The organism is Candidatus Nitrosocosmicus sp. T (genome assembly GCF_054408485.1).
Window position 1 is genome coordinate 2,591,344 of record NZ_CP166992.1, and the last position, 23,123, is coordinate 2,614,466.

Annotated in this window: 32 protein-coding genes; 14 read left to right on the top strand and 18 right to left on the bottom strand. The window is 32.6% G+C overall.

Annotation, left to right across the window (positions count from 1 at the left end):
* Positions 1-234 precede the first annotated feature (234 nt).
* The gene (locus tag AB0A59_RS13325) at positions 235-357 is read right to left on the bottom strand and encodes a hypothetical protein (RefSeq protein ID WP_458744521.1); all 123 of its coding nucleotides are present in this window, start codon (positions 355-357) and stop codon (positions 235-237) included.
* A gap of 222 nt (positions 358-579) precedes the next feature.
* Here AB0A59_RS13325 and AB0A59_RS13330 point away from each other — a divergent pair, with 222 nt between their 5' ends.
* Complete coding sequence (locus tag AB0A59_RS13330; RefSeq protein WP_458744523.1) at positions 580-1,275, top strand: HAD family hydrolase; 696 nt, start codon at positions 580-582, stop codon at positions 1,273-1,275.
* A gap of 427 nt (positions 1,276-1,702) precedes the next feature.
* Complete coding sequence (locus AB0A59_RS13335) at positions 1,703-2,113, top strand: hypothetical protein (RefSeq protein ID WP_458744524.1); 411 nt, start codon at positions 1,703-1,705, stop codon at positions 2,111-2,113.
* A gap of 827 nt (positions 2,114-2,940) precedes the next feature.
* On the opposite strand, the gene AB0A59_RS13340 is transcribed toward AB0A59_RS13335, so the two are convergent.
* Both AB0A59_RS13340 and AB0A59_RS13345 read right to left on the bottom strand, forming a co-directional pair.
* A complete protein-coding gene (locus AB0A59_RS13340) occupies positions 2,941-4,107 on the bottom strand; it encodes a hypothetical protein (protein ID WP_458744526.1) in 1,167 nt (388 codons plus the stop codon).
* A 420-nt stretch (positions 4,108-4,527) separates the two neighbouring features.
* Positions 4,528-4,665, bottom strand: coding sequence for a hypothetical protein (locus AB0A59_RS13345; protein ID WP_458744528.1), 138 nt, complete (start codon positions 4,663-4,665; stop codon positions 4,528-4,530).
* Positions 4,666-5,059: 394 nt separating this feature from the next.
* On the opposite strand from AB0A59_RS13345, the gene AB0A59_RS13350 reads away from it, so the two are divergent.
* Complete coding sequence (locus tag AB0A59_RS13350; protein WP_458744530.1) at positions 5,060-5,350, top strand: hypothetical protein; 291 nt, start codon at positions 5,060-5,062, stop codon at positions 5,348-5,350.
* Between the two features lie 427 nt (positions 5,351-5,777).
* On the opposite strand, the gene AB0A59_RS13355 is transcribed toward AB0A59_RS13350, so the two are convergent.
* From AB0A59_RS13355 to AB0A59_RS13365, 3 genes are all read right to left on the bottom strand, one after another.
* A complete protein-coding gene (locus tag AB0A59_RS13355; RefSeq protein WP_458744532.1) occupies positions 5,778-6,026 on the bottom strand; it encodes a hypothetical protein in 249 nt (82 codons plus the stop codon).
* A 106-nt stretch (positions 6,027-6,132) separates the two neighbouring features.
* Positions 6,133-6,789 carry an LLM class flavin-dependent oxidoreductase gene (locus AB0A59_RS13360; RefSeq protein WP_458744534.1) on the bottom strand — a complete coding sequence of 219 codons (657 nt, stop codon included), beginning with the start codon at positions 6,787-6,789 and terminating at the stop codon, positions 6,133-6,135.
* A 331-nt stretch (positions 6,790-7,120) separates the two neighbouring features.
* On the bottom strand, positions 7,121-7,273 hold the full coding sequence (locus AB0A59_RS13365; RefSeq protein WP_458744536.1) for a hypothetical protein: 153 nt from the start codon (positions 7,271-7,273) through the stop codon (positions 7,121-7,123).
* Positions 7,274-7,552: 279 nt separating this feature from the next.
* Here AB0A59_RS13365 and AB0A59_RS13370 point away from each other — a divergent pair, with 279 nt between their 5' ends.
* The gene (locus tag AB0A59_RS13370; protein WP_458744538.1) at positions 7,553-8,221 is read left to right on the top strand and encodes a hypothetical protein; all 669 of its coding nucleotides are present in this window, start codon (positions 7,553-7,555) and stop codon (positions 8,219-8,221) included.
* Between the two features lie 472 nt (positions 8,222-8,693).
* Here the strand turns inward: AB0A59_RS13370 and AB0A59_RS13375 are convergent, their stop codons facing one another.
* The 4 genes from AB0A59_RS13375 to AB0A59_RS13390 all read right to left on the bottom strand — a co-directional run bounded on the left by AB0A59_RS13375 (position 8,694) and on the right by AB0A59_RS13390 (position 13,047).
* A complete protein-coding gene (locus tag AB0A59_RS13375; RefSeq protein ID WP_458744541.1) occupies positions 8,694-9,152 on the bottom strand; it encodes a hypothetical protein in 459 nt (152 codons plus the stop codon).
* Between the two features lie 127 nt (positions 9,153-9,279).
* A complete protein-coding gene (locus AB0A59_RS13380; RefSeq protein ID WP_458744543.1) occupies positions 9,280-10,053 on the bottom strand; it encodes a hypothetical protein in 774 nt (257 codons plus the stop codon).
* 158 nt (positions 10,054-10,211) lie between these two features.
* Positions 10,212-12,449: a heavy metal translocating P-type ATPase gene (locus tag AB0A59_RS13385; RefSeq protein WP_458744545.1), complete on the bottom strand. Its 2,238-nt coding sequence runs from the start codon at positions 12,447-12,449 to the stop codon at positions 10,212-10,214.
* A 421-nt stretch (positions 12,450-12,870) separates the two neighbouring features.
* Positions 12,871-13,047: a hypothetical protein gene (locus tag AB0A59_RS13390; RefSeq protein ID WP_458744547.1), complete on the bottom strand. Its 177-nt coding sequence runs from the start codon at positions 13,045-13,047 to the stop codon at positions 12,871-12,873.
* Positions 13,048-13,300: 253 nt separating this feature from the next.
* On the opposite strand from AB0A59_RS13390, the gene AB0A59_RS13395 reads away from it, so the two are divergent.
* The 3 genes from AB0A59_RS13395 (at position 13,301) to AB0A59_RS13405 (ending at position 14,511) form a co-directional block, all read left to right on the top strand.
* Positions 13,301-13,660 (top strand): cation transporter, encoded by a 360-nt coding sequence (locus tag AB0A59_RS13395; RefSeq protein WP_458747616.1) that lies wholly within the window; start codon positions 13,301-13,303, stop codon positions 13,658-13,660.
* Between the two features lie 5 nt (positions 13,661-13,665).
* Positions 13,666-14,112 (top strand): cation diffusion facilitator family transporter, encoded by a 447-nt coding sequence (locus AB0A59_RS13400; RefSeq protein ID WP_458744549.1) that lies wholly within the window; start codon positions 13,666-13,668, stop codon positions 14,110-14,112.
* Between the two features lie 165 nt (positions 14,113-14,277).
* Positions 14,278-14,511 (top strand): heavy-metal-associated domain-containing protein, encoded by a 234-nt coding sequence (locus AB0A59_RS13405; RefSeq protein WP_458744551.1) that lies wholly within the window; start codon positions 14,278-14,280, stop codon positions 14,509-14,511.
* Positions 14,512-14,584: 73 nt separating this feature from the next.
* Here the strand turns inward: AB0A59_RS13405 and AB0A59_RS13410 are convergent, their stop codons facing one another.
* Both AB0A59_RS13410 and AB0A59_RS13415 read right to left on the bottom strand, forming a co-directional pair.
* Positions 14,585-14,800 carry a hypothetical protein gene (locus AB0A59_RS13410; RefSeq protein ID WP_458744553.1) on the bottom strand — a complete coding sequence of 72 codons (216 nt, stop codon included), beginning with the start codon at positions 14,798-14,800 and terminating at the stop codon, positions 14,585-14,587.
* Positions 14,801-14,916: 116 nt separating this feature from the next.
* Complete coding sequence (locus AB0A59_RS13415) at positions 14,917-15,228, bottom strand: hypothetical protein (protein ID WP_458744554.1); 312 nt, start codon at positions 15,226-15,228, stop codon at positions 14,917-14,919.
* Between the two features lie 222 nt (positions 15,229-15,450).
* On the opposite strand from AB0A59_RS13415, the gene AB0A59_RS13420 reads away from it, so the two are divergent.
* Complete coding sequence (locus AB0A59_RS13420; RefSeq protein WP_458744556.1) at positions 15,451-15,975, top strand: AsnC family transcriptional regulator; 525 nt, start codon at positions 15,451-15,453, stop codon at positions 15,973-15,975.
* Between the two features lie 22 nt (positions 15,976-15,997).
* Here AB0A59_RS13420 and AB0A59_RS13425 read toward each other — a convergent pair whose 3' ends face one another.
* Positions 15,998-16,141: a YHS domain-containing protein gene (locus AB0A59_RS13425; protein ID WP_458744558.1), complete on the bottom strand. Its 144-nt coding sequence runs from the start codon at positions 16,139-16,141 to the stop codon at positions 15,998-16,000.
* Between the two features lie 122 nt (positions 16,142-16,263).
* Between AB0A59_RS13425 and AB0A59_RS13430 the strand changes: the two genes are divergently transcribed.
* A complete protein-coding gene (locus tag AB0A59_RS13430; protein ID WP_458744560.1) occupies positions 16,264-16,458 on the top strand; it encodes a hypothetical protein in 195 nt (64 codons plus the stop codon).
* A 180-nt stretch (positions 16,459-16,638) separates the two neighbouring features.
* Here AB0A59_RS13430 and AB0A59_RS13435 read toward each other — a convergent pair whose 3' ends face one another.
* The 5 genes from AB0A59_RS13435 to AB0A59_RS13455 form a co-directional block, all read right to left on the bottom strand.
* On the bottom strand, positions 16,639-17,406 hold the full coding sequence (locus tag AB0A59_RS13435; protein ID WP_458744562.1) for a class I SAM-dependent methyltransferase: 768 nt from the start codon (positions 17,404-17,406) through the stop codon (positions 16,639-16,641).
* 300 nt (positions 17,407-17,706) lie between these two features.
* Positions 17,707-17,841 (bottom strand): hypothetical protein, encoded by a 135-nt coding sequence (locus AB0A59_RS13440; RefSeq protein ID WP_458744564.1) that lies wholly within the window; start codon positions 17,839-17,841, stop codon positions 17,707-17,709.
* 266 nt (positions 17,842-18,107) lie between these two features.
* A complete protein-coding gene (locus tag AB0A59_RS13445; RefSeq protein ID WP_458744566.1) occupies positions 18,108-18,629 on the bottom strand; it encodes a hypothetical protein in 522 nt (173 codons plus the stop codon).
* A 61-nt stretch (positions 18,630-18,690) separates the two neighbouring features.
* On the bottom strand, positions 18,691-19,623 hold the full coding sequence (locus AB0A59_RS13450) for a dienelactone hydrolase family protein (RefSeq protein ID WP_458744567.1): 933 nt from the start codon (positions 19,621-19,623) through the stop codon (positions 18,691-18,693).
* 282 nt (positions 19,624-19,905) lie between these two features.
* Positions 19,906-20,046 carry a hypothetical protein gene (locus tag AB0A59_RS13455; protein ID WP_458744569.1) on the bottom strand — a complete coding sequence of 47 codons (141 nt, stop codon included), beginning with the start codon at positions 20,044-20,046 and terminating at the stop codon, positions 19,906-19,908.
* A 132-nt stretch (positions 20,047-20,178) separates the two neighbouring features.
* On the opposite strand from AB0A59_RS13455, the gene AB0A59_RS13460 reads away from it, so the two are divergent.
* The 5 genes from AB0A59_RS13460 to AB0A59_RS13480 all read left to right on the top strand — a co-directional run bounded on the left by AB0A59_RS13460 (position 20,179) and on the right by AB0A59_RS13480 (position 22,978).
* Complete coding sequence (locus AB0A59_RS13460; protein WP_458744571.1) at positions 20,179-20,643, top strand: hypothetical protein; 465 nt, start codon at positions 20,179-20,181, stop codon at positions 20,641-20,643.
* A gap of 558 nt (positions 20,644-21,201) precedes the next feature.
* On the top strand, positions 21,202-21,429 hold the full coding sequence (locus AB0A59_RS13465; RefSeq protein ID WP_458744572.1) for a hypothetical protein: 228 nt from the start codon (positions 21,202-21,204) through the stop codon (positions 21,427-21,429).
* 376 nt (positions 21,430-21,805) lie between these two features.
* On the top strand, positions 21,806-22,012 hold the full coding sequence (locus AB0A59_RS13470) for a hypothetical protein (RefSeq protein ID WP_458744574.1): 207 nt from the start codon (positions 21,806-21,808) through the stop codon (positions 22,010-22,012).
* A 78-nt stretch (positions 22,013-22,090) separates the two neighbouring features.
* On the top strand, positions 22,091-22,258 hold the full coding sequence (locus AB0A59_RS13475) for a hypothetical protein (protein ID WP_458744576.1): 168 nt from the start codon (positions 22,091-22,093) through the stop codon (positions 22,256-22,258).
* A 264-nt stretch (positions 22,259-22,522) separates the two neighbouring features.
* Positions 22,523-22,978: a hypothetical protein gene (locus AB0A59_RS13480; RefSeq protein WP_458744578.1), complete on the top strand. Its 456-nt coding sequence runs from the start codon at positions 22,523-22,525 to the stop codon at positions 22,976-22,978.
* Positions 22,979-23,123 lie beyond the last annotated feature (145 nt).

A 23,123-nucleotide genomic window follows, 5' to 3' on the forward strand; every position in this document is an offset into this window, starting at 1 on the left:
TAAAATAACTTATTGATGTTGTTATGCAAACTTCAAGCCTAAATATTGCTCATTTTATTAATTAATAATATATAAAAAATTGATGGTTTTACTCTGATGGTACTATATCATCCATTGCTATCTTATGTAAGTTCTTTTATGATAAGTTAATCATTCGTTGTTGTCGCTATCTGATCCATCGTCATTGCTTTCCTCTTTATTGTTATCTTGTTCTTCACTGTTTTCCTCAGTAGATTACCCGTCATCCTCACCTCCATTGTTGGCCGTATCCTGTTCTTGTTGATCATTATTTCCTGACTGTTCCTGTTCTTCATTTTGTTTCTCTTCTAAAATTTCATCTGTCTCTTCAATTGTCAAGTTTTTATCTGAATTTTCGTCTTGCCATTCAATTGAGTCATACTTAGGATCATTGCGTGGATCGGTTGTTTGTTGTGTTTGCGGTTCTACTTGTTGTTCATCATCGTCATTTTACAAAACAGCTACGATAAATTCATTTTTTTATAAAAGATAATACTAAAATTTGATTTCCATAAATGATTAAAAATTTTAAGTATCTGATTATTTACTCATTTAGAACTGATGAAGGGAGTATTTTTTGACATGGATGGAGTATTGCTTGAATCAATGCCATATCATGCAGAAGCCATGTACCAGGCCCTTAAATTAGAAATTGATTACCAATTAGATAAAAAGTGGATTTTTTTACTCGAAGGTATGCCTGCAGATGAGTTTTTGTATGAGCTTTTTAAAAGTACTTCACCAAAGACAATCATCAATAAAGAAAGAATAACTAAAATAGTAAATCTCAAGAAAAAAATATTCAAAAATATTGAAAATATAACACTAATTGATGGAGCAAAAGAACTGTTAGAAGATCTAAATAAAACAAGATGTATCAAAGCTATAGTTAGCGGATCATCAAGAAAAGAAGCTCTGCGTATCATAGAGAAAAAGATTGGAATTAGTAACTTTGATTTAATTATTACAGGAGATGATGTAATAAAGGGTAAACCAGACCCTCAGCCATTTACAACTGCTTTAAAAAAAACAAACTTGAATAGAAAAGATGCACTAATAGTTGAGAATTCACCCTTTGGAGTCATGTCTGCATATCATGCTGATGTTAGATATATCATTACTCTAAACAATACACCATTAACAATTTCGGATTTCCATAATTTTCTTTCAATACCTATCAAAAATGAATTTAGAAAATACATTTTTAAAGATACTAAACTAACTAAAGGTTTTATTCTAGATTGGATTCATAAATAAAGATGACAAGTTTTAGCTAAATACTTTTATTTTTATGGATATGTTTTATATACTTCTAAAAGGTAAATCCCTGGATTATTTAAAATATTTAGATATAACATTATATTTGAGGATCTAAATTATTTGCAGCAATTGTACCATTTTGAAGAACAGAACTTTGAGAAGAGTCAAACCGGAACATGGTTACAACAATCGTGCCGTTCACTCCCTGAGCTCCGCTATGTACAGGACCCCGGTGTTACTGCCTAAATTCTTATGACATTTACATGAAAGTGAATCGTTTGATTTAGTGACAGATCCTGAACTACTATCGCTTCACCTATTATGTATCAAAAATTAGCTTGAGATTAAAAATACTGTATTTATTATATAATATTATTAAATATTTTTATATAATTCATAATCAAAAGGATTAATGGAAATTACAATGAAATTACTTGTAATAGCACTTGCTGTAATATCAATGGCCCTGGCTCCATCATTGGTAATGATTAACTCTGTAGATGCTTCAACGCATTATTGCAGAGATTACCCTGGAAAGTCCCAGAATTGGATAAATGGATGTCAACAAGGCTGGTGGGATCATAATCATTGCAACTCATATTCTCCTGATGGTGAGTCAAATGACTTCTATAGTGGATACAAAGTCGGATGGAATAAAGGACAGTGCAAAGCTTCCCCGCATTATTGCACTGATTACCCTGGAAAGTCCCAGAATTGGATAAATGGATGTCAACAAGGCTGGTGGGATCATAATCATTGTCAAGACTACAGCTCAGGATCAGGGCAATACGCACAAGGATATAATGTAGGGTGGTCAAAAGGCCACTGTAAGTAAATAGCAAATCATAATTCATTCTTTTTTATTTTTGTTATAATTTTTGGTAATATGGATGGTTACATTTGTTAGGAACAATTTTTGATTTCAATATCTATGAGAAAATGATAAACTAGAATAGAAAAAGTAATTAAAGATGATGGTAACTGTAATTAAGAAGATTAACAATTTTAAATTAACAAGCCCTTAGGATTAGATTCCTAGTGGAAGTAGAATTCTAATACAAATGAAAAGTCTCCTGTAATTCATATCTACTACCCAATCCTCATAAATAAGAACAGTCAATATTGGTCCATGGATTCTGTGATAATCCGATCAGCAATAGATTAAATTGATAATTGACGAGACGTTCATACAGTCTAAGGATTGCATGTCCTTGGATTTTTGAAAACACTGAGATGTATTGCCAAAGCTGTTCATCATAGTGTAAAATATTTAATTAATATTAATGGCTTGATCATTTTTATTGCAAAGTATGTCCTTATCGGCTGGTAGATACTTCTTTAGATATTCTATAGGTCTTGATTATGTTTCAGATGCACAATATTCATATTTATGCAAATCAACGGTTAAGCTAATGAAGCTATAATTAAATAATACACTATCGAAGAAACCGCTAGCACATTATAACTACAGCGTATTAATACTATAATTATAACTTTAAATCTATCTCCTATTCCCACAATTATAACATTGAAATTGCTTCATTGTTATCTTTTGTTATTTTAATAGGAGGTCGCTCCTTTACTGTTTTTCTTCCATAATATTGCCGGCATCAGTAATGTCATCATAGTTGAATGCAGTAGTTCTGTATCATAAATGACAAATCATTCATTTTCTTTCTTTCTCTTTGCTTTATCAAACATTTGTCTAGCATATGCACCTACAAACGCACCTGCAAAAATACCTATGAACTGTCCGTATGTTCCCCAAAAGTCTTTAAATTGATCGTCGATACCCTTGGGTGGAATTACTGTTACTGTCAAGTTTACTGGTTTTGTTAGGTAACCTACAGTTGGATACTTTTTGGACAATTCAAACTTTGGATCTACCGTTCCACCTTGTGGGGCGATAAATGTTGGTTTTGTTGTTGTGGCCATTGATGGCTCCCTTATTGTAACGACCAAAGGGATCGTGTAAATACCAACAGGAGTTTGGTGAGGAACATCTATATTAATTAAAGGAGGCTGATTTCTTTGGATAGTTACATGAAGTTCACTTGAGTTAAAACCGGATCTAACATTGTAATCGTCAATTTTGCTGTTGAAATTGCTAATACCACCAAGTGTTATGTTAATAATATCATTTGAAAAACCAGAGGTGGATCTTATCCGAGCTGGAATTAACTGTTCTTCACCTTGCCTAATAGATATATCACTTGGTGAAGTAGATATTTCCAGGCTGGGCGGTGGTATGGTAACCCAATTAGTAAATTGTCTAACTTCATCGGATCCGATTGACTCTGCGGAGTAGAATAATAAATTGTATTCACTGGGTGAATTTATAGAACTCAGATCCAAGTTTAACCGAACATACCCAGGGCCTACTGATGATTCGGTATGGGACTGCGTAAAGTTCGTCTTAGATCCTATTAACATATAACCACCAGTCGAGGACAATTGGTAAAGATAGCCACTCAATTTTCCAGCCATTAATTCTACATAAAAATCATAATCTGCACCATTATATCCTGTTTTTGTGTTTGCATCTGCATCAATAAGCATTCCATAGCTTAATTTTCTAGATGATTGATTATCAGTAGAATTAAAAGCAGAAGAATAGTTGCCAAAGCCAGAATACAACCAAATAGTAGTGTTTAAATTCTGTCCATCGCTAATATAATTAACTGCCAGTATGTCTGTATAACTGGATTTTAAATTGGCATTACTGTTGCCATATGTTTGAACCCAATCACGATTTTCATTTAATAATTCTTGAAGCTCAAAAGAGGGCGATAACGCCATAGCCACGTTATGGAAAAAATCCTTGCTCAAAAATGACAATAACAATATGAATGATATAACGGCAATAGAACTAAGAAGATTGTATTTGTTAAACTGTATTTACACCTAATGTTGTAAATGGTAGTATAGGTAACTAAAAACTTTTTCTTATGATGATTTTTCATACCATAATGGTAATTCACATAAAAGATATGGAAGTAGTATTGTTAAACGGTGGTGACAAATTATAGACATTGTATCTTTGTTATTGCAAGTTATAAACAGCAGCACTTTTACTCTTGCCACCTGAATATAGATTTTTGACATGGTATTTACTAAATTAAGTTCCTAATCATAATAGGGTGGTAATACAAATAGATAATTTGAATGCAATCTACAATTTTGCAATTCAAGTCGGTATTGGGCCATCCAGTCGTAATTTTTTGGTAGAAGAGAACAAAAGATGGCAGTTTATATCGGATAGGTTTCTTGCCATACTGCAAATAACATCACAATTAGAAGTATAAAGCCAGCAGCAGTAAGGATTTTAGCGATCTTTACACGTCCAGCCAATGCGAATACTGCGGAAATTGCAAATGATAAAATCATCTCCCAGGTTATGGCATATGCTTCAGATATTCTTTGTACTTAAGGTATGTTTGGATTAATAGTGGTTACACCTGCTAAAATCAAGATACCAACTATTACGTTGCATCAATTTCATCAATATCTCTATCTTCAAATACGTTGAAGTAGATACAAGATTAAAAATAAGGATATTGTTTAATAGTTATTTAAGAATCAGATATTCAATCTAACTTATTATATATGAAACTAATTTGAAAACAGCACTACTGATTTCTCGCATTGGTATAGGGATGCATCAAACTAAGTTTTTACAGCTCTAACTTATTATCTTAATTTATTCGATATTTATCCCTATATAATTGATATTGGGTTTTATTAGCAATATTTTTAATATCGAGTATGTGTATATATGGATATGGTATTTAAAGTAATAATTAAACATCCATCAGAGGAAGGAGACGAACACACGTATTATGGAATGGTTTTTCTTAAAGACGGCAAATCCAATTTAAAACGATTGGAATACTCTAACACAGAAGGAAATCTACAAGCCGAATTTGTTTTTGATGGAAACCCTGTAGAACCAAATGAAAATTATCTAGGTGTCTTGTTTCCCGTTAATGAAAGTGAAACTATAAGGAATCCTGCTTTTAAAATTCAATTCAATAATCCAAAGCCGATTGTTGAAGTTGTTGAATTTCCATAACTCAGTTATACGCAACTGAACAACTAAAAGAGAGTCATGAATTACTTATTATATTCTTGTTCAATCCTCAATGATTATTCTTTGTCAAGCAACAGATAAAAACTTGAAAATTAGGCTGGACGTGTGGGGACTAAGATCCCAGTGGTATCAGGGTTCTAATACATTTAATGGTTATGTGAATTTAAATCACTTTTGACATTTTAGTAATATATATTAAAATTAATATTTTAGTGGATATGAACAATCTGACTAGATATATTTTTTACATCATTTACTTTGGTTGAAGTAAAAACGTGTTAAGTTATTGTACGGCTGTGAGGGGATTAAAAGCAATAGTTTCTTTAATAGTCTACCAGAGAATAACAAAAGAAGATATAGTAGTATAACTTATGAGCAATTTTGTTACTCCTACAAATATCCGATCTGCTTATTGATTGTTAATAATATCAGATATTCTTGTTAGAATATCTACGAACTTCTTTCTGTCAGGACTAGAATTAGTAAAGACAATTTCAGTAAATCCAATATCTATATATGGTTGTAGTTTCTTAACCCCTTCTTCTTCGTCAGATATAACAAATAATTTTTTTTCTAACGAATCATCATCAATAACCTGACCATTTTCTTCAATCTTTCTTGGATCATGTACATCAACGTCAAAGAATGCTTTAATCATAGATCCTCTCCAAAATCTTATTGACTCTATTGCCTTTTGTTTATTTTCATCATATGAAGCAGGAATAAATAATATCTTTTCTAGTTGGTTATAGTCTTTTTCTGATTTAGTACACCCCTCTTTTTACAGCGGGTAATAGAGTATCTTTTATTTTCTTTGTGTCTAATTCATTAGTTACAAATCCATCTCCCTCTTTACCTGCTAACTGAGCAGACTGTTCTCCCAAGCCTGCAATATAAATTGGAATTGGATGTGTAGGTTTAGTATACAATTTAGAATCTTTGACGGAATAAAATTCTCCATTAAAATTGACCCAATCTTCTGTCCATAATTTTTTTATCAGCCTGATGGATTCTTTTAGTCGTCTGAATTTTTCTCTGTTTGTTGGCCAACTATTTCCAGAAGGCACTTCATTTAATGCTTCTCCTCTTCCTATTCCCAAAAACACTCTTTGTGGAAACATATAAGCTAAGGTTGCAAATACCTGCGCGACTATTGCAGGATGATATCTTAGAATAGGAGCTGTTACTCCAGTGCCAATAACCAATTTTGTAGTCCTTGCTAAAGCAGCTCCCATCCAGGGCCATGCAGCACCCCCGGATGCCCCTGAATTCCACCAAGGCATATAATGATCACTGCTCCAACAACGTTTGATATCCTTTTTATCTAAATATACCATATCATCTAACAAGTCGAGAGGATTAATTTGCTCGTGAGCTGCTTGGATGCTTAATCTTGTTTTAACCTCTGTTGATTTTGACACAAATATTTTAGTATATTATATTTTATTAGGTTCTACAATTGACTAATTGAATTATTTTTAGATATAGTCTATCACGGGTTATAACTGTAGGTTATCGATTGTATACATAATTATTAGTAACAGTTCTCATCCGTGGTGATTAGTAACAAATTTGACTATAACTATGGATTGCTCTCTAAGGATAAAATAACTAATAGACCAAAAGGATTGTTGAATCTGGCATTCATTAATTAATAATTGTGAGGATATAGTATTAAGTATGTCAAATCAAATAAACAATATCGACCTTATACTTTTTCAAGCATTGAACCTATGATCAGAAAAGGCAATTTTACCTGAAAGTTCTTGTCAATTTTTCTAAAATATCTCTCTGCTGGTTATCAAGTGTATTACATGGCATCATAAGAGGAACATATTCATGTGCTTTGTTAGGACTATTTATCCACTCTCTGCAATATGGCTCGAGAGAGAAGTCAACAGCCATACACACAGACCTCAAAGGGTGAAACAAGTCCCAGTCTCGAAGAATTTCCCATCCTCCGATTCCTTTCTCTTTATTTATAAATATTTTGATAACTCGATGTTTATCATTGGTAAGGTCATAATGCAGATCGTCATTATATGTTGCTAACTCTAGAGATAAACCTATCTTTCCCTTGAGTCCATTATGGATATACTCTTTTACTTGAGTAGATAATTAATAATTATTTATTCACAGAAATCAAGACTAAATTTAAATAACAATTGTAAATAGTGAATAATATTGATAAAACTTGCTATTTTACTAGGTACATTCATTTTATATTTTGCTTTTATAAGTATACAAAATTCATTTTCTTTAACCAATAATGATATAGAAAGAGTTGGGCTGTTTGATGAGCTTTGTAAAGATAATCCACTTTGTAATCTGTTTCCTCAAAGCACTCCACCTCAAACGCCTCTACAAAAAGAGAATAATTTAACCAGTGACACTGCCAATCAAACCATGATTGATAATGACAGATTCTTGACATACAGCAACAAGAGTCTGGGATTAGAGATTCAATATCCAATTTGGCTCAATAAAACAGAACAAGGTAGAGGAGTAGAATTTGTATTCCCTAATAAAAATGCAGGAGCGAATTTAGTAAACTCAAGTATTGAATCTACATCAAGAAATAATAATTCTGCTATGAGTCATCTTCTATATTTAAACAAATCATTAGATAATTTATTTATATTAAATACGTCGAGGTCTGATGTAATGGGGTATCCAACACCAACGATATTGTTTACCTATGATAATAATACAGAACTCTATAAAGGAATGCAATTTTGGAAGATTAAAGATGATCATGCACGCCAATTTACTTATTTTGCACCTGCCGACGGAGTATTTGATGAATTTTTACCAACTATAGATAGAATGTTAAAAACGATCAAAGTCCCATAACGATACGTTAGTTATGCCTTTTCTCAGATACAGTTATTCTAAAGCATGTATGAAATTGGCAGGGTTCTTTGTTGATTTTCATAACATAGAACAAAGCCTGATAGATGGTTTAAGCTAATTTTTTCCACATTTTTTAGCATTAGAATTAGTTCTGACATGTGTCAAATGCATTTGATATGTTTTTTGTCATCGGGTTTTACGAACTGAATTGCTTATAGATGATGCAAGACCAATACTTACAATCTTTGTAATTCGTTTGGATTTTTGATTATTTCAGGTTAATTTTTTTTATTATTAGCGTCGTTGTTATTAATTCTAGTTTTCTTTGCTCACAATTAATTCACTGGAATGAAGGTTTGTAATATTTATTATTTAAGATATGTAGCAAGTGCAAAATCCGCTTATTTTAAAGGAGATATAGTTGTATAGAAATAATGTAGTAAAAATCTAAAATGATTAGATGAAAGCCGATCTATTTTCTACTCATAATATAAAGTTCGATCTGCTGATCATCTTCTAATGTGATATTTTCATAATTGGCTACCTCATTACCATTAACGGTAGCATATACTAACTTGTCCATTAAATCAAGTTCGCCCCATATCTTTAAAAATTCTCCAAGAGTATACTCTCTTTCTATAACTGAACCAATTGTAATTCGCCCTTTATCATTTGTAGTATATAGTGGAGCCATTCCTGGCATATTTTTTTCTCCTTTTTCATCCATTGGCATACCCGGAACTCCATACTTATCCAAAGAACGATCTTTCCATAATGATTCGTTTATACCTATTTGACTAAGTATTACAACTGGTTTATTGTCAAGTATGATACTCAAATTAGAATGAAAATAGACAGCAAAAGGATTCACATTTTTTGAGGTTAGACTAGTATTTTGGGGTTTTATAGCTAATTCAATATATACACTCACTATAATAATCATCACCACAATCAAAGCAATAATAAAAATCAGTTGTCTCTTATTCATTCTTAATTATTTATTTAATATTATTCTGACTCAAAGTTCATTGCAATTCCTTCTAATTGAAACAATAAATTTAATGCATCATTTGAGCCATTGAATTTGTAATAGATGAATTAGTTGACTCCTCTGTTGTGCGACCATTAGCTGTAGTGTTGTTGTTATTATTATTATTATTATTACTAGAATTATCTAGGCCTATTCCGCTAATTAAAGTTCCATACATTTCATTAGAACTTGAAAAGTGACCACGAGTTTTATTGACATCAATCATCAAACCTAATACCTGTTTACCCATAAGATGAATAGTTATAGGAACCTGTTCATATTCGGTCCCATTATCAGTATAGATATCCGAAACTCCTGTGACCACTATATCATTGCCAGCAAAAATGACGTTATCAGAGGTTAAATTAGTTACGATATGGTTATGATTAAGGCTTCCATCTGGTCTAATCATTGTAAAATTGGCATCAAAAGTTGCACTCATATTTGAATTTTCTATATTTTTATTATTAGAGTTATCAATTTCCAAATTCCATAAACCGCCTTGAATCCACGTTACTGTGCCATCTTCTATCTGATTATTGGCAAAATGTCCTGACGCCATCACAGTTTTCGACTCGTTTTGTTTTGTAGAATTATTACTACTGTCATCAGAAGTAGATGAAGAAACATTAGAAGAATTTGTAACCAAGTTTGGAAATTCTTGTGCAAATACCGTTAGCGAAAAAGATTTTTCGTGTGTATAACTTGTGGAAGAGGATATTCCAACTACTGTGACAAATAATATAATTAAAAGAGAGATAACCGATATTTTATTATTTGACTGCGAATAAAACGTATCCATTTATTCATATACTAGTCTAACACATAAATTTATTCCGCAAAGGTACTTTTGATATATATAGATAATGAAGAATGATAAAGTAATGACTTATCTATTCGTAAATCCAGTATTAGATTACTTTTTTAAATTGTTGTAGAATATATTTTTATAAAAATAAATTAGTTATGTTTTTTTAAGAGTTCTGGTTTATATCTTCCCAATAACAAAGAGTTTGTGACAACGGTAACAGAGCTCATAGCCATTGCTACACCTGCTAAGATAGGAAGCCAACCAAATACTGAAAGCCCAAAAATAGGAACCAGCGCACCAGCCGCAACTGGGATTAATCCAGTATTATAAGCAAAAGCCCAAAACAAGTTCTGCTTTATTTTTGAAACTGTTTTCTTTCCTAATTCCAGTGCAGTTATAACATCTCGGATGTCATTCTTAATCAAAATAATGCCACCAGTTTCTTTGGCAACGTCGGTTCCTGATCCTATAGCGATTCCTAAATCAGCTCTAGCTAAAGCGGGTGCATCATTAATCCCGTCTCCGACCATTGCAACAACTTTATTTTCTTTTGTCTTTAAATTAGCAACAATCTCTTCCTTTTGTTGTGGTAATACCTCTGCTAATACTCTATCAATTCCAATTTTGGAGGCAACAGCCTTTGCAGTTCTTTCATTATCTCCTGTAAGCATTATTGGTTCGATTCTTTGATTTTTTAATTTCTCTATCACTTCTTTTGCTCCCTCTTTGATTGTATCAGCTATTGCAATTATTCCAGATAGGCGATTATTTATCGAAACTAAGACGGCAGTTTTACCTTCTTGTTCTAATTGCGAAAGTCTCGTTTCTATATTAACATCAATAGATAGCCCTCTGTCTAGCATCATTTTTCTATTTCCTATCAATATGTTTTGGTTTGAATATACAGCCTGAAGACCATGTCCTGCTACGGCTTCAAATGAATCAGGAGAGACTATTACTTCAGCTCCTTCTTTTTTTGCTTTAGCTATAATAGCTTGAGCCAATGGATGTTCAGATCCGAATTCTGCTATAGCAGCTAGTCTTAAAAGTTCGCGATTATCTGTTTGATCAAGTGCTATGATATCAGTAACAGAAGGTTTTCCTTCTGTTAATGTTCCAGTTTTGTCAAATACTACGGTGTCTACCTTGCTTGCTATCTCTATATGTTCGCCGCCTTTATACAAAATCCCATTTTCAGCACCTTTTCCCGCACCCATCATCAAAGCTGCAGGTGTGGCTAATCCCAAAGCACAAGGACATGCAATTATCATGACCGAAACAAATGCCAGTATAGAGTAGGTTAATCCCGCATTTCCTATAAAGTACCATCCAAGAAATACTCCAATTGCTATTATTATGATAGCAGGAACAAAATACTTAGCAACCTGGTCGACCATTTTTTCCAGCTTTGCTTTCCCTGTTTTAGCTTCCTCCACCAAAGTAATAATCTGAGATAAGACGGTATCCTGGCCAATTTTAGTTGCTCTTACTTTTAGTAAACCGTTTTTGTTAATGGTAGCCCCAATCACTTCATCTCCCTTTATTTTGTCTACAGGTATGCTTTCACCTGTTATCGCAGATTCGTCTATCGAAGACGAACCATCCATTATCATTCCATCAGTAGGAACTCTTTCACCGGGTCGTATGATCATCAAATCCCCTTCCAAAACCTCTTCGACTGGAATTTCTACCTCTTTAAATTCCTTTGAGACCAATTTTAGTCTAGAAACATCTGAAGAAGTATTACTATCTTGAATATCCATGCCACTTTGATTTGCATTATTTTTTTCCCTTATTTCAGGTCTTAATACCTGTGCAGTTCGCGGTTTTAGGTCTAATAACTTTCTAACTGCATCGGATGCCTTTTCTTTTGTCTTTGTTTCAAGCAGTCTTCCTATCAAAATAAGTGTAATTATGATTGCAGCCGTTTCAAAGTATACTGCAGTAAATGGAAAGTACCCTGGGATTATAGTAACTATAGCGCTATAGACATAGGCAGCAGTTGTTCCAATAGCAATTAAGGTATCCATATTAGATGCTTTAGCTTTGATACCATCCCAAAGACCTCTGTAAAAACGCCACCCAATCCAAAATTGTATTGGAGTTGCCAAAGCCAAAAGTATGTAATTAGTATATTCCATCATTTCCATAGGTAGAAGATGGCCCAGTTGTGGAATCATATGAGGTAGACTGAGTAAAACTATGGGTATAGTTAGCGCTATACTTATTGCAACATGTTTCTTTAATTTTTTTAAAGCCTTCTCAGGTTCGAGAAATTCATTTAAACACTGAGATGAGCAAAAATAATAAGTAATTCCATCTTTTGTATGATGAATCGAGCTTTCCGCTTCTTCTACAAACATACCGCATATAGGGTCCTTTGCCATATCATTAATAGCAGTTAGAACATATATAACAACTTGGCTTTACAAATGTAAAATTGATAGTATTGTTAAGAATGAATTCTTATCAAAAGTGTATATGCAATAACAATGGTGATAAGAATGGATGAAAACAATTACAATCGATCATTTTCTAGGAATTTAATTTAGTAATTTCTGACAGTTGATTAAATTATTCTCTTGTTTATATAGGTTAGTACAAGAATTACAACAGAAATACTTCTCAAATGAATTTGTATTTAAGATCTTTGAAGAGGAGGAATGAATCGGATTACCACAATAATCACAATTTATTTTCAATGATGTTTGTTTTCCAATAGAAATATCGTGGCTATCTTTTAATATTTTTACTAGAATTTGGTAATTAATAGAATCTATCCCTTTATTTTATAGACTCTGAATTATGTCATGTAGATGAGTATTGTTTGAAGCAATAACTTGGGACATCAAATGGTATTCTCCAGTAGTAGAGTATAGCTTTTATTTCAGGCATTACTCTTAGCTCTAGTATTGCCTTATCAAAATACGCAGGATTTGTTTTGATGTATATTATAGCCTGTACTATATTGTCAATCTTTTCCAAGTCAAAGATAAGTTGAACATTTTTAACCAGTCCCAGTTTTTTAACCTGTCAAAGCAAACAATCTGTAATTAAAGTAGTAGGAAAAGAAGAAAAATAAATGAAGAATCAGAAGAAAAACAAGACCTCACATTCTGGACATATGATGCCTATAGTCAGCACATCAGAAAAAAACATTCGTGCTCTTAAAATAACAAGTATACTTACTGGAATTTAATTTGTTATAGAGCTAGTCATAGGTATTTCGATTGGCTCTATTGCTGTTCTTTCTGATTCCTTTCATACTTTTTCAGCAGTAGGTGGAGTATTGTGTGCATTGGCTGTAGGTCGTATAGCAACAAGACCTGCTAATCCATCAAGAACCTTTGGTCTTAAACGAGCAGAAGTAATTGGTGCACTATTTAATGGATTTTTTCTTTTAATAATGGCTGTAATGGTGCTGTATATGGGCTATATGCGTTTACAGCATCCAATTGAAGTACCGCCAGGCCCCATGTTATTGGCAGCCTTTGGAGGACTTGTTACTGAATTTATTGCAATTAAACTCCTCCATAGTGGACAGAAAGGCGATTTGAATTTAAAGGAGCTTTCTGGCATGTTTTACAAACCTTTGTAGGGAGTTTGATAATTATTATAGCTGCAATAGTAATTTACTTTACTGGATTTTTAGCCATAGACCCAATACTAGGAATGGCTTTTGGCGTAGTACTTATTTATGCTTCAGTAGGAATTATCAGAGAATCACTTAGAATTCTTCTTGAAACAGTACCAAAAAACCTTGATTTAAATCAAGTAAAGAATTCATTACAAAAAATACCCGGGGTTAAAGACATTCATCATATACATGCTTGGACTATAACTTCGGGTGTAAATATATTCTCTACTCATATTCAGACATATAACATAACCAAGTCACAGGATATTTTAATGGAATCAACAAAAGTATTAAAAGAAGAGTTTGATTTTTATTTATCAACAATACAATTAGAGAAAGAGTGCGTAGAAACGGATAAATCAGAAGATATCGATATAACCAAAAAAGGAGAAGAAAAAGAAGATATAAGTTAATCATCATTGTCTATCTTTCTCTATGTGCTTGAAAAGTGAATTGATAAATGATGATGGTGACAGAAATAATAGTAAATATCTACAATTGGAAACAAAGGAGAAAAAGGTAAAGAGGAATCAAAACTATTTTTAATTTATTGTATTAGATATTGGTGATGATTGCTATTGACTCAACTTGATAAAGTATCATTCAAAGTTGTCGGAATGTATTGTACTACTTGTAAACCCATTGTAGAAAAACAATTAAAAGATAAATATGGGATAAAAAAAATAGATATAAACTACATGACAGATAGTGTGAGTGTTGTATTTGATCCTTCACTAATAACCAAACAAGAGATTAAAGAAAGATTAGAAGAATCAGGATACAAATTCGTTAGAGTCGCTCGCTACTATTAACTAAATATAATTTAATTAGGTTTACCTAAACAAGATACTAAAGTCTAATATTATCAATCTAGTAAAGAAATATTTAGACAGCTTTTAAAATAAAATCTACAGTTATGACTCTTCCATTATGACTAAATTGTCCCCATACTTTGTACAAGCCTCCATTGCTGAATCTAGTTTTAAAAGAAACTCCTGGACCGCCTCTCCAATCCGATTGTACTTCCTGGATCGGGTGTACATGTAAGTAATCCTGTATATTATTGCTTATTATTATGCAATGACCGCCTGCTCCCATCAACGGTTCTAAATCTATAATTGGATTTCCAGAAGCGTCGAATATAGTAAACCTTAGGTCTATATCTTGATCAATTCTAATTTTATTAGGCGCTGTTAACCCAATTTGATATTGTCCTTCTACATTTTTAGGTATTGTCTATCTTCGATTAATGGTATTAGATTATGAATAGGGCTTCCCGTTACCTTAAGTTCAAAGGTTACAAGGGTTTGACTGCCCTCTTTTGGCTTGAAATCTATCCAAACTTTATATTCTCCAGCTTCTGGAAAATTGTGATAAATTGCAAAGGTATTGTTACTATTTTCAAATGTAGGATGGATATGAGCAAAATAAGAAAGATCCTTGCTTACGATTATGAGATGCATGAGTTTGTCATGAATAGGTTCAAACTCTTTTATGGTATTACCTGAAGAACGCTCTGTTATAGACACAATAAGATTGGTAGGGGAATTTGCTTGCAGGATTTGAGGCTCATATTGTAAATTGACATTGTAGAAAAAGGCCGGCTTTTCTTTTAATTGTTCTTTATGATTAATACTTGTATGTCCTGGGTCTTTTGCCCTGTATTATTAGAAATAGTGTTATATATAATCATAAGACTTTACAAATGTAAAGAGTAATATATCGTTATTAAACAAAAGAATTGGACCTGAATGCCGCTTAGTCTTGATAAAATCGACGTGTCTATTCTTAAGTCAATATCAGAAGACGGTAGAAAATCTTTTAGACAGATATCAAGAGACACAGGAATAACAACTCCTACAGTGAAAGCCAGGTATGAAAGACTAGTGAATGTTGGATTTATTAAGGGAGTTTTACCAGTCTTTGACTTTGACAAAGTAGAATCAGCGATGAATGGAGAAAAGAATCCTATCCAATTAGATGATCTGAAAGAAAATGCTAAAAAGAGAAAGAATATCCACAAAAGCACTCAGAATAGTAATTTAAAAAAAGAGATAGACAATATTCAAAAAAGAATTACAAGTGGTCTGGCGATAAATATTGTTTGCGATTTTTGCGAGGGTCCTGTGTTTGATAAACCTAAAGTTTTAAAGTTTGCAAATATTGAAAGATTCTTTTGCTGTACCTCTTGCAAATCGGGTTATAGTCAAAAATATCGTGGAAGAATAGAATCAATTAAAAAAAGATATGAGGGTAAATCTGAGGTGGATGAGTAACGTCGAATATATATGGTTTGTATTAGTATCCATATTTTGAAGGATTTTGCTCGAACTGTTGTTTACAGTTAGCAGAGCAAAGATATACCTTGTTTCCGTTTATGTCTGATACATATTTTGCAGTTTTTTCATCCACATTCATATTACAAACCGGGTCTTTTGCCATGTGGTACTATAAGTAATAATATATTTAACTATGAGAGTTTACAAATGTAAAGTCTCTAAAATTTTAGTGTTTTACATTTGTAAAGTTAGCCTGTTATATTTGTCTTTATTCAATGTAATTATATGATAACACAAATTGAAACAAATGGTAATGCTCATTCAAGTCATCAACAGCAACAGCAAAAACAACAACAGAGACACGAACCTGATCAAATACCTTATAGTGTAAGCCTCAGATACAATCCTACTGTTCCAAAACTAGGACAATCTACCCTAATTACTAAAAGACAACAGAAAATCAAACACAGAAAAAAGTAAAGGAGCTTGATCTTCTTCATGAGAAATTAATGCATGTTATAATTGTGTCCGAAGACTTGTCCTACTTTTCCCACATACACCCTGCCTTTGATATAAAGGATAATATATTTTCTGTATATCATGTATTTCCAGAAGGTGGATATACAAAATATGGATAGACTTCAAACCAAAGAATAAGAATCATTTTTCCTTTATTCCTATGACAGTTGACATTGGAAGATTATAGTGAACTTGGTCATCTACCACGCGACTTTTCGATCCCAAGGAATTCATTTCTATATCCTGTTTTAAAAGTTGGATATTTTCATTCTTCCTACTAGGTTTGACAAGAGATGATTGCAAGATCGCTTTCAAATTCCTTTTCGAATCAAATTGTTCTGAGTGGATATTGACTGCTCCTAAATCCCCCATCTTTTCTACTATTTCTTCTAGTGTTAACGCTTTCGTATATGAAAGCACTTGTATTTTCTCCATACCCTTGAACTCATCTTTTATGTTCTTATCCACTGTAACATCTGCAATTAAGATTTTTCCACCTGGTTTGCATACCCGATACATTTCCTCCATAACTTTATTAAAATCAATTAGGTGATGCAAACTTCCTCTAGTAACAACTATTGAATAAGAATCGTCCTTAAATGGCAATGCGGAGATATCCCCAATCCTCCAGTCCAAATTGTCCAAGTTTCTTTCTTTCTGGATAATCCTTGCATGTTCGATCATTGCAGGGGTTATATCTATCCCAGTTACCTGATTTACAAGCTTTGCATATTCAAATGCAACAGTTCCATTTCCACATGCTACATCTAAAACAGTATCATAAATAGTGGGTTTACTAAATCGAATCATAAGGTTTAAACCATAATCATTAAAATGTCGGGAAGTATCATGGCAAGTAAATGCTTGTCTTGTAAATTCTGAAATTACTTCTTCATTATGGGAATCCATTTTATCTCTCTATTTAAGATCAGTTATGCCTCTATTTAACATAAAAAAACCAATTCAATATCTGGATGTTATTAGATATCTCATTATGGTGACAGCTATCGTTAGGATTAATTTAATGTATTGCAAATTCTGTGGAATCAAGATATGATTTTATATTAAAATTATCTAGATCTAGAATATGGGGACACAGTTCAAGATTGAATATAATCTCAGCGTTATTAGGATGAAACAAGATAAAATTTGGATCTGGTTTTGAAGGAATAAGAGCGGTATTGATTTTCTCTATGGTATTAAAAGCGTCTAACCATTACTAATCACAAGGCTCTTCAATTCATTCCAGTATTTCTCAAACAATACTTGTTGGACCATAATTGCATGTTCTTCATTAGACGATAAGGCAAATACGTTCCCATTTTGTTCTTGTTTTGTCTGCAATATACTCTTCCATCAGTCAAGAAAACTATTTCGTTAAAACAACAAAGATTTTTACCATATCCATATTCTACCTTATTTCTCCATTTACCAGGTTTAGCTCTGAGATCTGTTTTGAAAATATTTCATTTGCTTCATCTGTCAATATTTTGACTAAAACGCCTCATTAGGATCGATCGAATTTTATCTAAATTGTTCTTATTCATAAAGAACTGGTTTAATGATCTCAAGTTCTTTTTTTTGGGAAAAAAACGCCACCTTTAAGCTTGCTAACATTTCATTATATTAGCCAAGTGAGAGGATGCAGGTGTTGCGTTGTTACAAATTTTACTATCTAGAGTTGCTAGTCTCGCATCTATGAGCTGTTCGTTGATGCTTTTAGTAGAATTGACGTCGGAAATATTGGTTGATTGGCAAAAAACAATGCCTTCTATCTCTTTCAAATACACAGATTGATTATCTTCAAGAAAATTTGTAGAATTAGCTATTGGCAATACGATAGCCGGAGAACGAATTGGACATACGACGGACATAAAGTGAATACCGTCTTGGTGGATAGTTTGATCGGAAGTGGTTGAATCGATGAAAGCAAGTGAAACGAGTAAATTGCCGTTTAATTCCACTGTATAGTTATTATTGACTTCTGTAATATTTCCAGAAATTGATGTTGGTCGAAACAACTCTACAGTTGTTTGAGCCCAAATATCAGTAGAATAATTTGAGAACCATGGGATTGAACTTGCACAAATTAATACAAAAAAAGCTAAAAAAAAGATAAACTCTGGTATCATATTTTTTCAGACATTTATTTGGTAACTTTTATATCCGATACTACAAAAAAGGTGGATTGGTTTAGTTGTTCTTTATGTGGGAATTCAAAAATTCAACAGTTTTCTGCCATGCGTCTTTCAGCTCATTTGGAGCGAAACTCTCTCCCGTTGGATTGGCAAAGGCATGTCCAACTCCTTCATATATGTAAATGTCGTTAGTAATGTTATTAGCGTTCAATGCCTCCTCAAATTCTCTAACTTCTGAAACAGGAATAGATTGATCTTCGCTTCCAAATATCCCTAATACAGGGCCCTTTATCTTTGAAAGTTCTTGTAGGTCAGTTACCAGATTACCATAGTAAAGCACAGTTGCTGCCATTGGGCTTGTTGCATTAGCATTCAGTGCAAGCTGGAGAGCTTGACCTCCACCAAAACACCATCCAATAGAGACAATCTTTGATGAGTCAACATTATCTAGGGATTTTAAATAATCTACCGCTGCAAGCATATTTGAATTAGATTCATTTTGATTTTCCCGAGCACCACTTACCAAGCTCATCGCCTCATCTGGGAAAGTGGCTACATTGCCGTTATACAAATCGACTGCCAAGACAGCATAGCCTTCCTTTGAAAGTTCATCTGCCATGTTTTTGATATGGTCATTTAATCCCCACCATTCATGAATCATAATGACACCTGGTAGTTTAGAGCCCGACACATTACCTCCCTGTGTTGATGCAATTTCTGGATAGACAAGATATCCGCTAGTATCATTGTAGTAAACTACATTTTCTTTGTGCAGTGGAATTGAGTTGTTTGATAAAGATAGTGATCCATTTGAAGATACAAAGTTGCCTGAAGTTGTGCTATCATTTGAAATTGTGATGGATTGATTGCTACTACCATCATCTTGTGCATTCACAATGTTTATGCCTGGAGCAATTATCAACGATAATACCAACAATGTAAGGATTGAAAATCTATAATCGGTCTTTTTATTTTGTTGTAAGTCCATGTTTGATAATAGTCTTTGAAATATTTTAATATTGTTTAAGTCTGAATGGCATTGTTTATTTAACGAAATTTGTTTCAGAAGGAGATCAAAGCGATGCAACCAGAAATCCATTAGTCTAGGACGGTATGTATCATGCCTAAAAGAAATCGGTATGATAGAAATTATTTGATATAGTAAAACACGAACAAAATAGTCTAATCGAAGGATCGGAGCCGTAGGGATTAAGTTCCTAGGGGTAATGGGGTTCTAACACAACTCAACAATAATCAATTTCAGATTCTATTAGTTTACCACATCTATGAAATTCCCTGACAAATTGTTCTTGATGCCAATATACAATTTCTTATTTATTCCTACTATTACACTGTCAATATTGTTAATGTCACAATCAATCACACAGACAAAACCATTTGCATCTAACAAATTCATATTACAGCATTTTTCAGAATAAATAAATCTGTGAGTATATCTGTAATGTTATTGACTAACCATAGAACAATATCATTGTTTTTTTCTTTGCTTACACTTACATTCCTATTTACATTCTTCTCCTATTTGTCAGTAGACAATAATTACATTATAAAAGCACAACAAATGGAACAACAAATGGAACAACAAATGGAACAACAAATGGAACAACAAATGGAAAAAACAAGAACCGGTGCTCCACTTGCTATCGTCCCTGGTCTTACTAGTAATATTCTTACTGGTGTCTCTTTTCTAATAGGAACATCGTCATTTATTTTAGGATTGAGAATTCAAAGCGCATCCAAAACAATAACGGATATAGATGATGGTGCCCAAATAAAAAGGCCAATACCATCTCCATCGACAACAATTACCAAGTATTATGAATTATTGATACTAGCACTAGTTTTCCCTGCAATAGTGATTAATATTTATGGTATACTTGCAGTTGCAAGCCATCTATATTTGGAAGATGCTCCTTACTTATTACTACTCTTTGTTCTTTTCATTCCGATAGTGGCTATTTTGTTTCTTGTCAAAAAGCTTCATTGACAGATCCTCAAATAGTAAAAACGTAAAACAACTATTAATGGAAATTGATTTTTTTTGGAATAAATTAACACAAGATACCGTATAAATGGATCTAAAGAATAAATCATATACATTTGCTATAGTATATAAGATATTAGAGAATTTTTTGGAGAGGTAACTTTAATTTGATAGATCGTTTTAAGTCAATAAATATAATATACTCGATTCAATATATTTGATGGCAACAGTCCTCATCCATAGGGATACGATTCAAGGTTGAATACAACCCTAATATTAAAAAAGATAAGATAATCAATATATGTATGTCATCGTATTTTGAAGACATAAAAATTAAAATGTTTGCGATTTAAACCCAATAAATGAGGACAATATTTTAGGATTACTAACAAATACTAAAACTCGTGCTATAACATTATTACGTAATAAACTTTAGGATTAATAGTTCATGAAAATGTACCCGCTATATTGTCTTCAAATAATTAGATCTTTGTTTGTTACTAATTCCTTAAATGATTTATATATCATTATGTGTATTACTATATTAGGAGAGTGTTACAAATGAATAATAATAAAATATTACCATATTATCGGTTTAACAGTTTTTTTGATCAGGTTCCTAGTAAAGAACTCTATGATAGATACGAAGTATTCAGAGACTTTGATGATAGTTATAGAGGAATAGATAGTAAGATCAGTGTGTTAAATCACAATTCAGTGAATGTACCAAAGGAGATAGTAAGAGTAAGAGTAAAAGAATATGAAACACAAGAAGTGCCAATGTACTAGAATAAAAAAATAAAGGACACACATCAATAAACTGAAAACCTGTGTTGGTGTAAGAACTAATCCAATTTACTAAACTCCTTTGTAGAAAAGCAGGATGCAGAATTTTATGTGCAGAGTATAAATATTTCTAACCTTTTAAACAGTAGAGAAGCAAATAATTATTTTACTTAAATCTTTTGGACTTATAATAATTTTATTTTTATAGAAAAACCTTTGTTTGGTTGGGAAACTAAGATCGTTACTCAGAAAATGCTAAACTAAGGATTTATCTCAAGCAGGTGGGAGTACGGTTCAAGGTTGAATATAATCACTCTCTTTAGTAGCATATAACTAGATAGGAATAATCATCCGCATACAAACAGCAAATTCCTTTAGAGTGAATGAAGAATCTTTAATAACTTCCACAAGTGAACACATGTTATTGTATAGTAAATCTGCCGTTTTTATAGCGATAGTGACCATAGTCGTCATGTTAGTATATAGTAATTATTCTTCCAATGTTTTTGTATTAGGTAAACCAATTTCAGGAGGACACATTGAATGCGACATAGATAATGCTTTCCTTGAAACTATAACATGTTGATGGTTTGAAGATTTTGGTGATTATTCCGCGTATGTATGTCAGACATGTACTGAAGATGGTGCAAACTGTGGTCCCCTCGTGCCGACAGATACTAGGGACAGACAAGAAACACCATCACCTAAACAAACAATACCTCCCACGATTGGTGATAATGTCCTGCAACAAGAGGATGGAGTTTTAGAAACGCAACCTGCAGATGAAGGTATGGTACAGGAACCATCAGCAAATGAAATAAAGGTTAGTTGAAGGAATTTAACAACTTGTAAGTGTGTAAATATAATCTATCTCCTTGAAATAAATGGGTGTTCATATAGGATTCTAAAAAATAGGTTTAAAAAAAATAGAATTAAAAATTCTATCTATATTGGCCCGTTATAAAGCATTCATGGAGCATTTTAAAGCCGTGGGTAAATAAGGGTACTTTAAATGGGTAGTGAAAATGGGTTTTATTAAGTTATTTGGTCTTACATAATCGGCTTCCTTAAATAATGGCATCTGTTAAACTCGATAATGAATATACAACTAGTTTTAGGTGTTATCATAATGGTAACCCTTGCAATGACAACGACGTCGACTGTGGCTTTCGCAGCAAACTGGACTGACCCTGATACTCAGCCAAGAAAAGCACCTCCTTCAATTTCGGGTGAAAATGTGTATGTAGCATGGCAGACAAACGATACTGCAAATAACAATGAAGAAGTAATATTTAGAGCATCAACAGATGGTGGTAGTACATTTGGTGAGAAAATCAACCTAAGTAATACCACTAATGCAGACTCATGGAAAGTAGAGATAGACTCAGAAGCAGATAGCGTTGTAGTAACATGGTGGGAAACAAATCAGACTTCAGATACACCAGTAATGAGAATGTCAACAGATAATGGAGCAACATTTGGGCCAATGTTAATGTTGACTACTAACGGAACATTAGGTGAAGAAGAAGCAGAAGAAGAAGAAGAAGAATAATCTTTCTTTTATTTTTTTAGCTTATTTTGTTCTAAACCATATTCTATTTACAAATTAGAGTCCATGTATTTTGTTTTATAAAAATATTTAATAATTAAGATGATCCTGTTAAATCTTTCATTAATTATTTCTAATTAATCAAGGC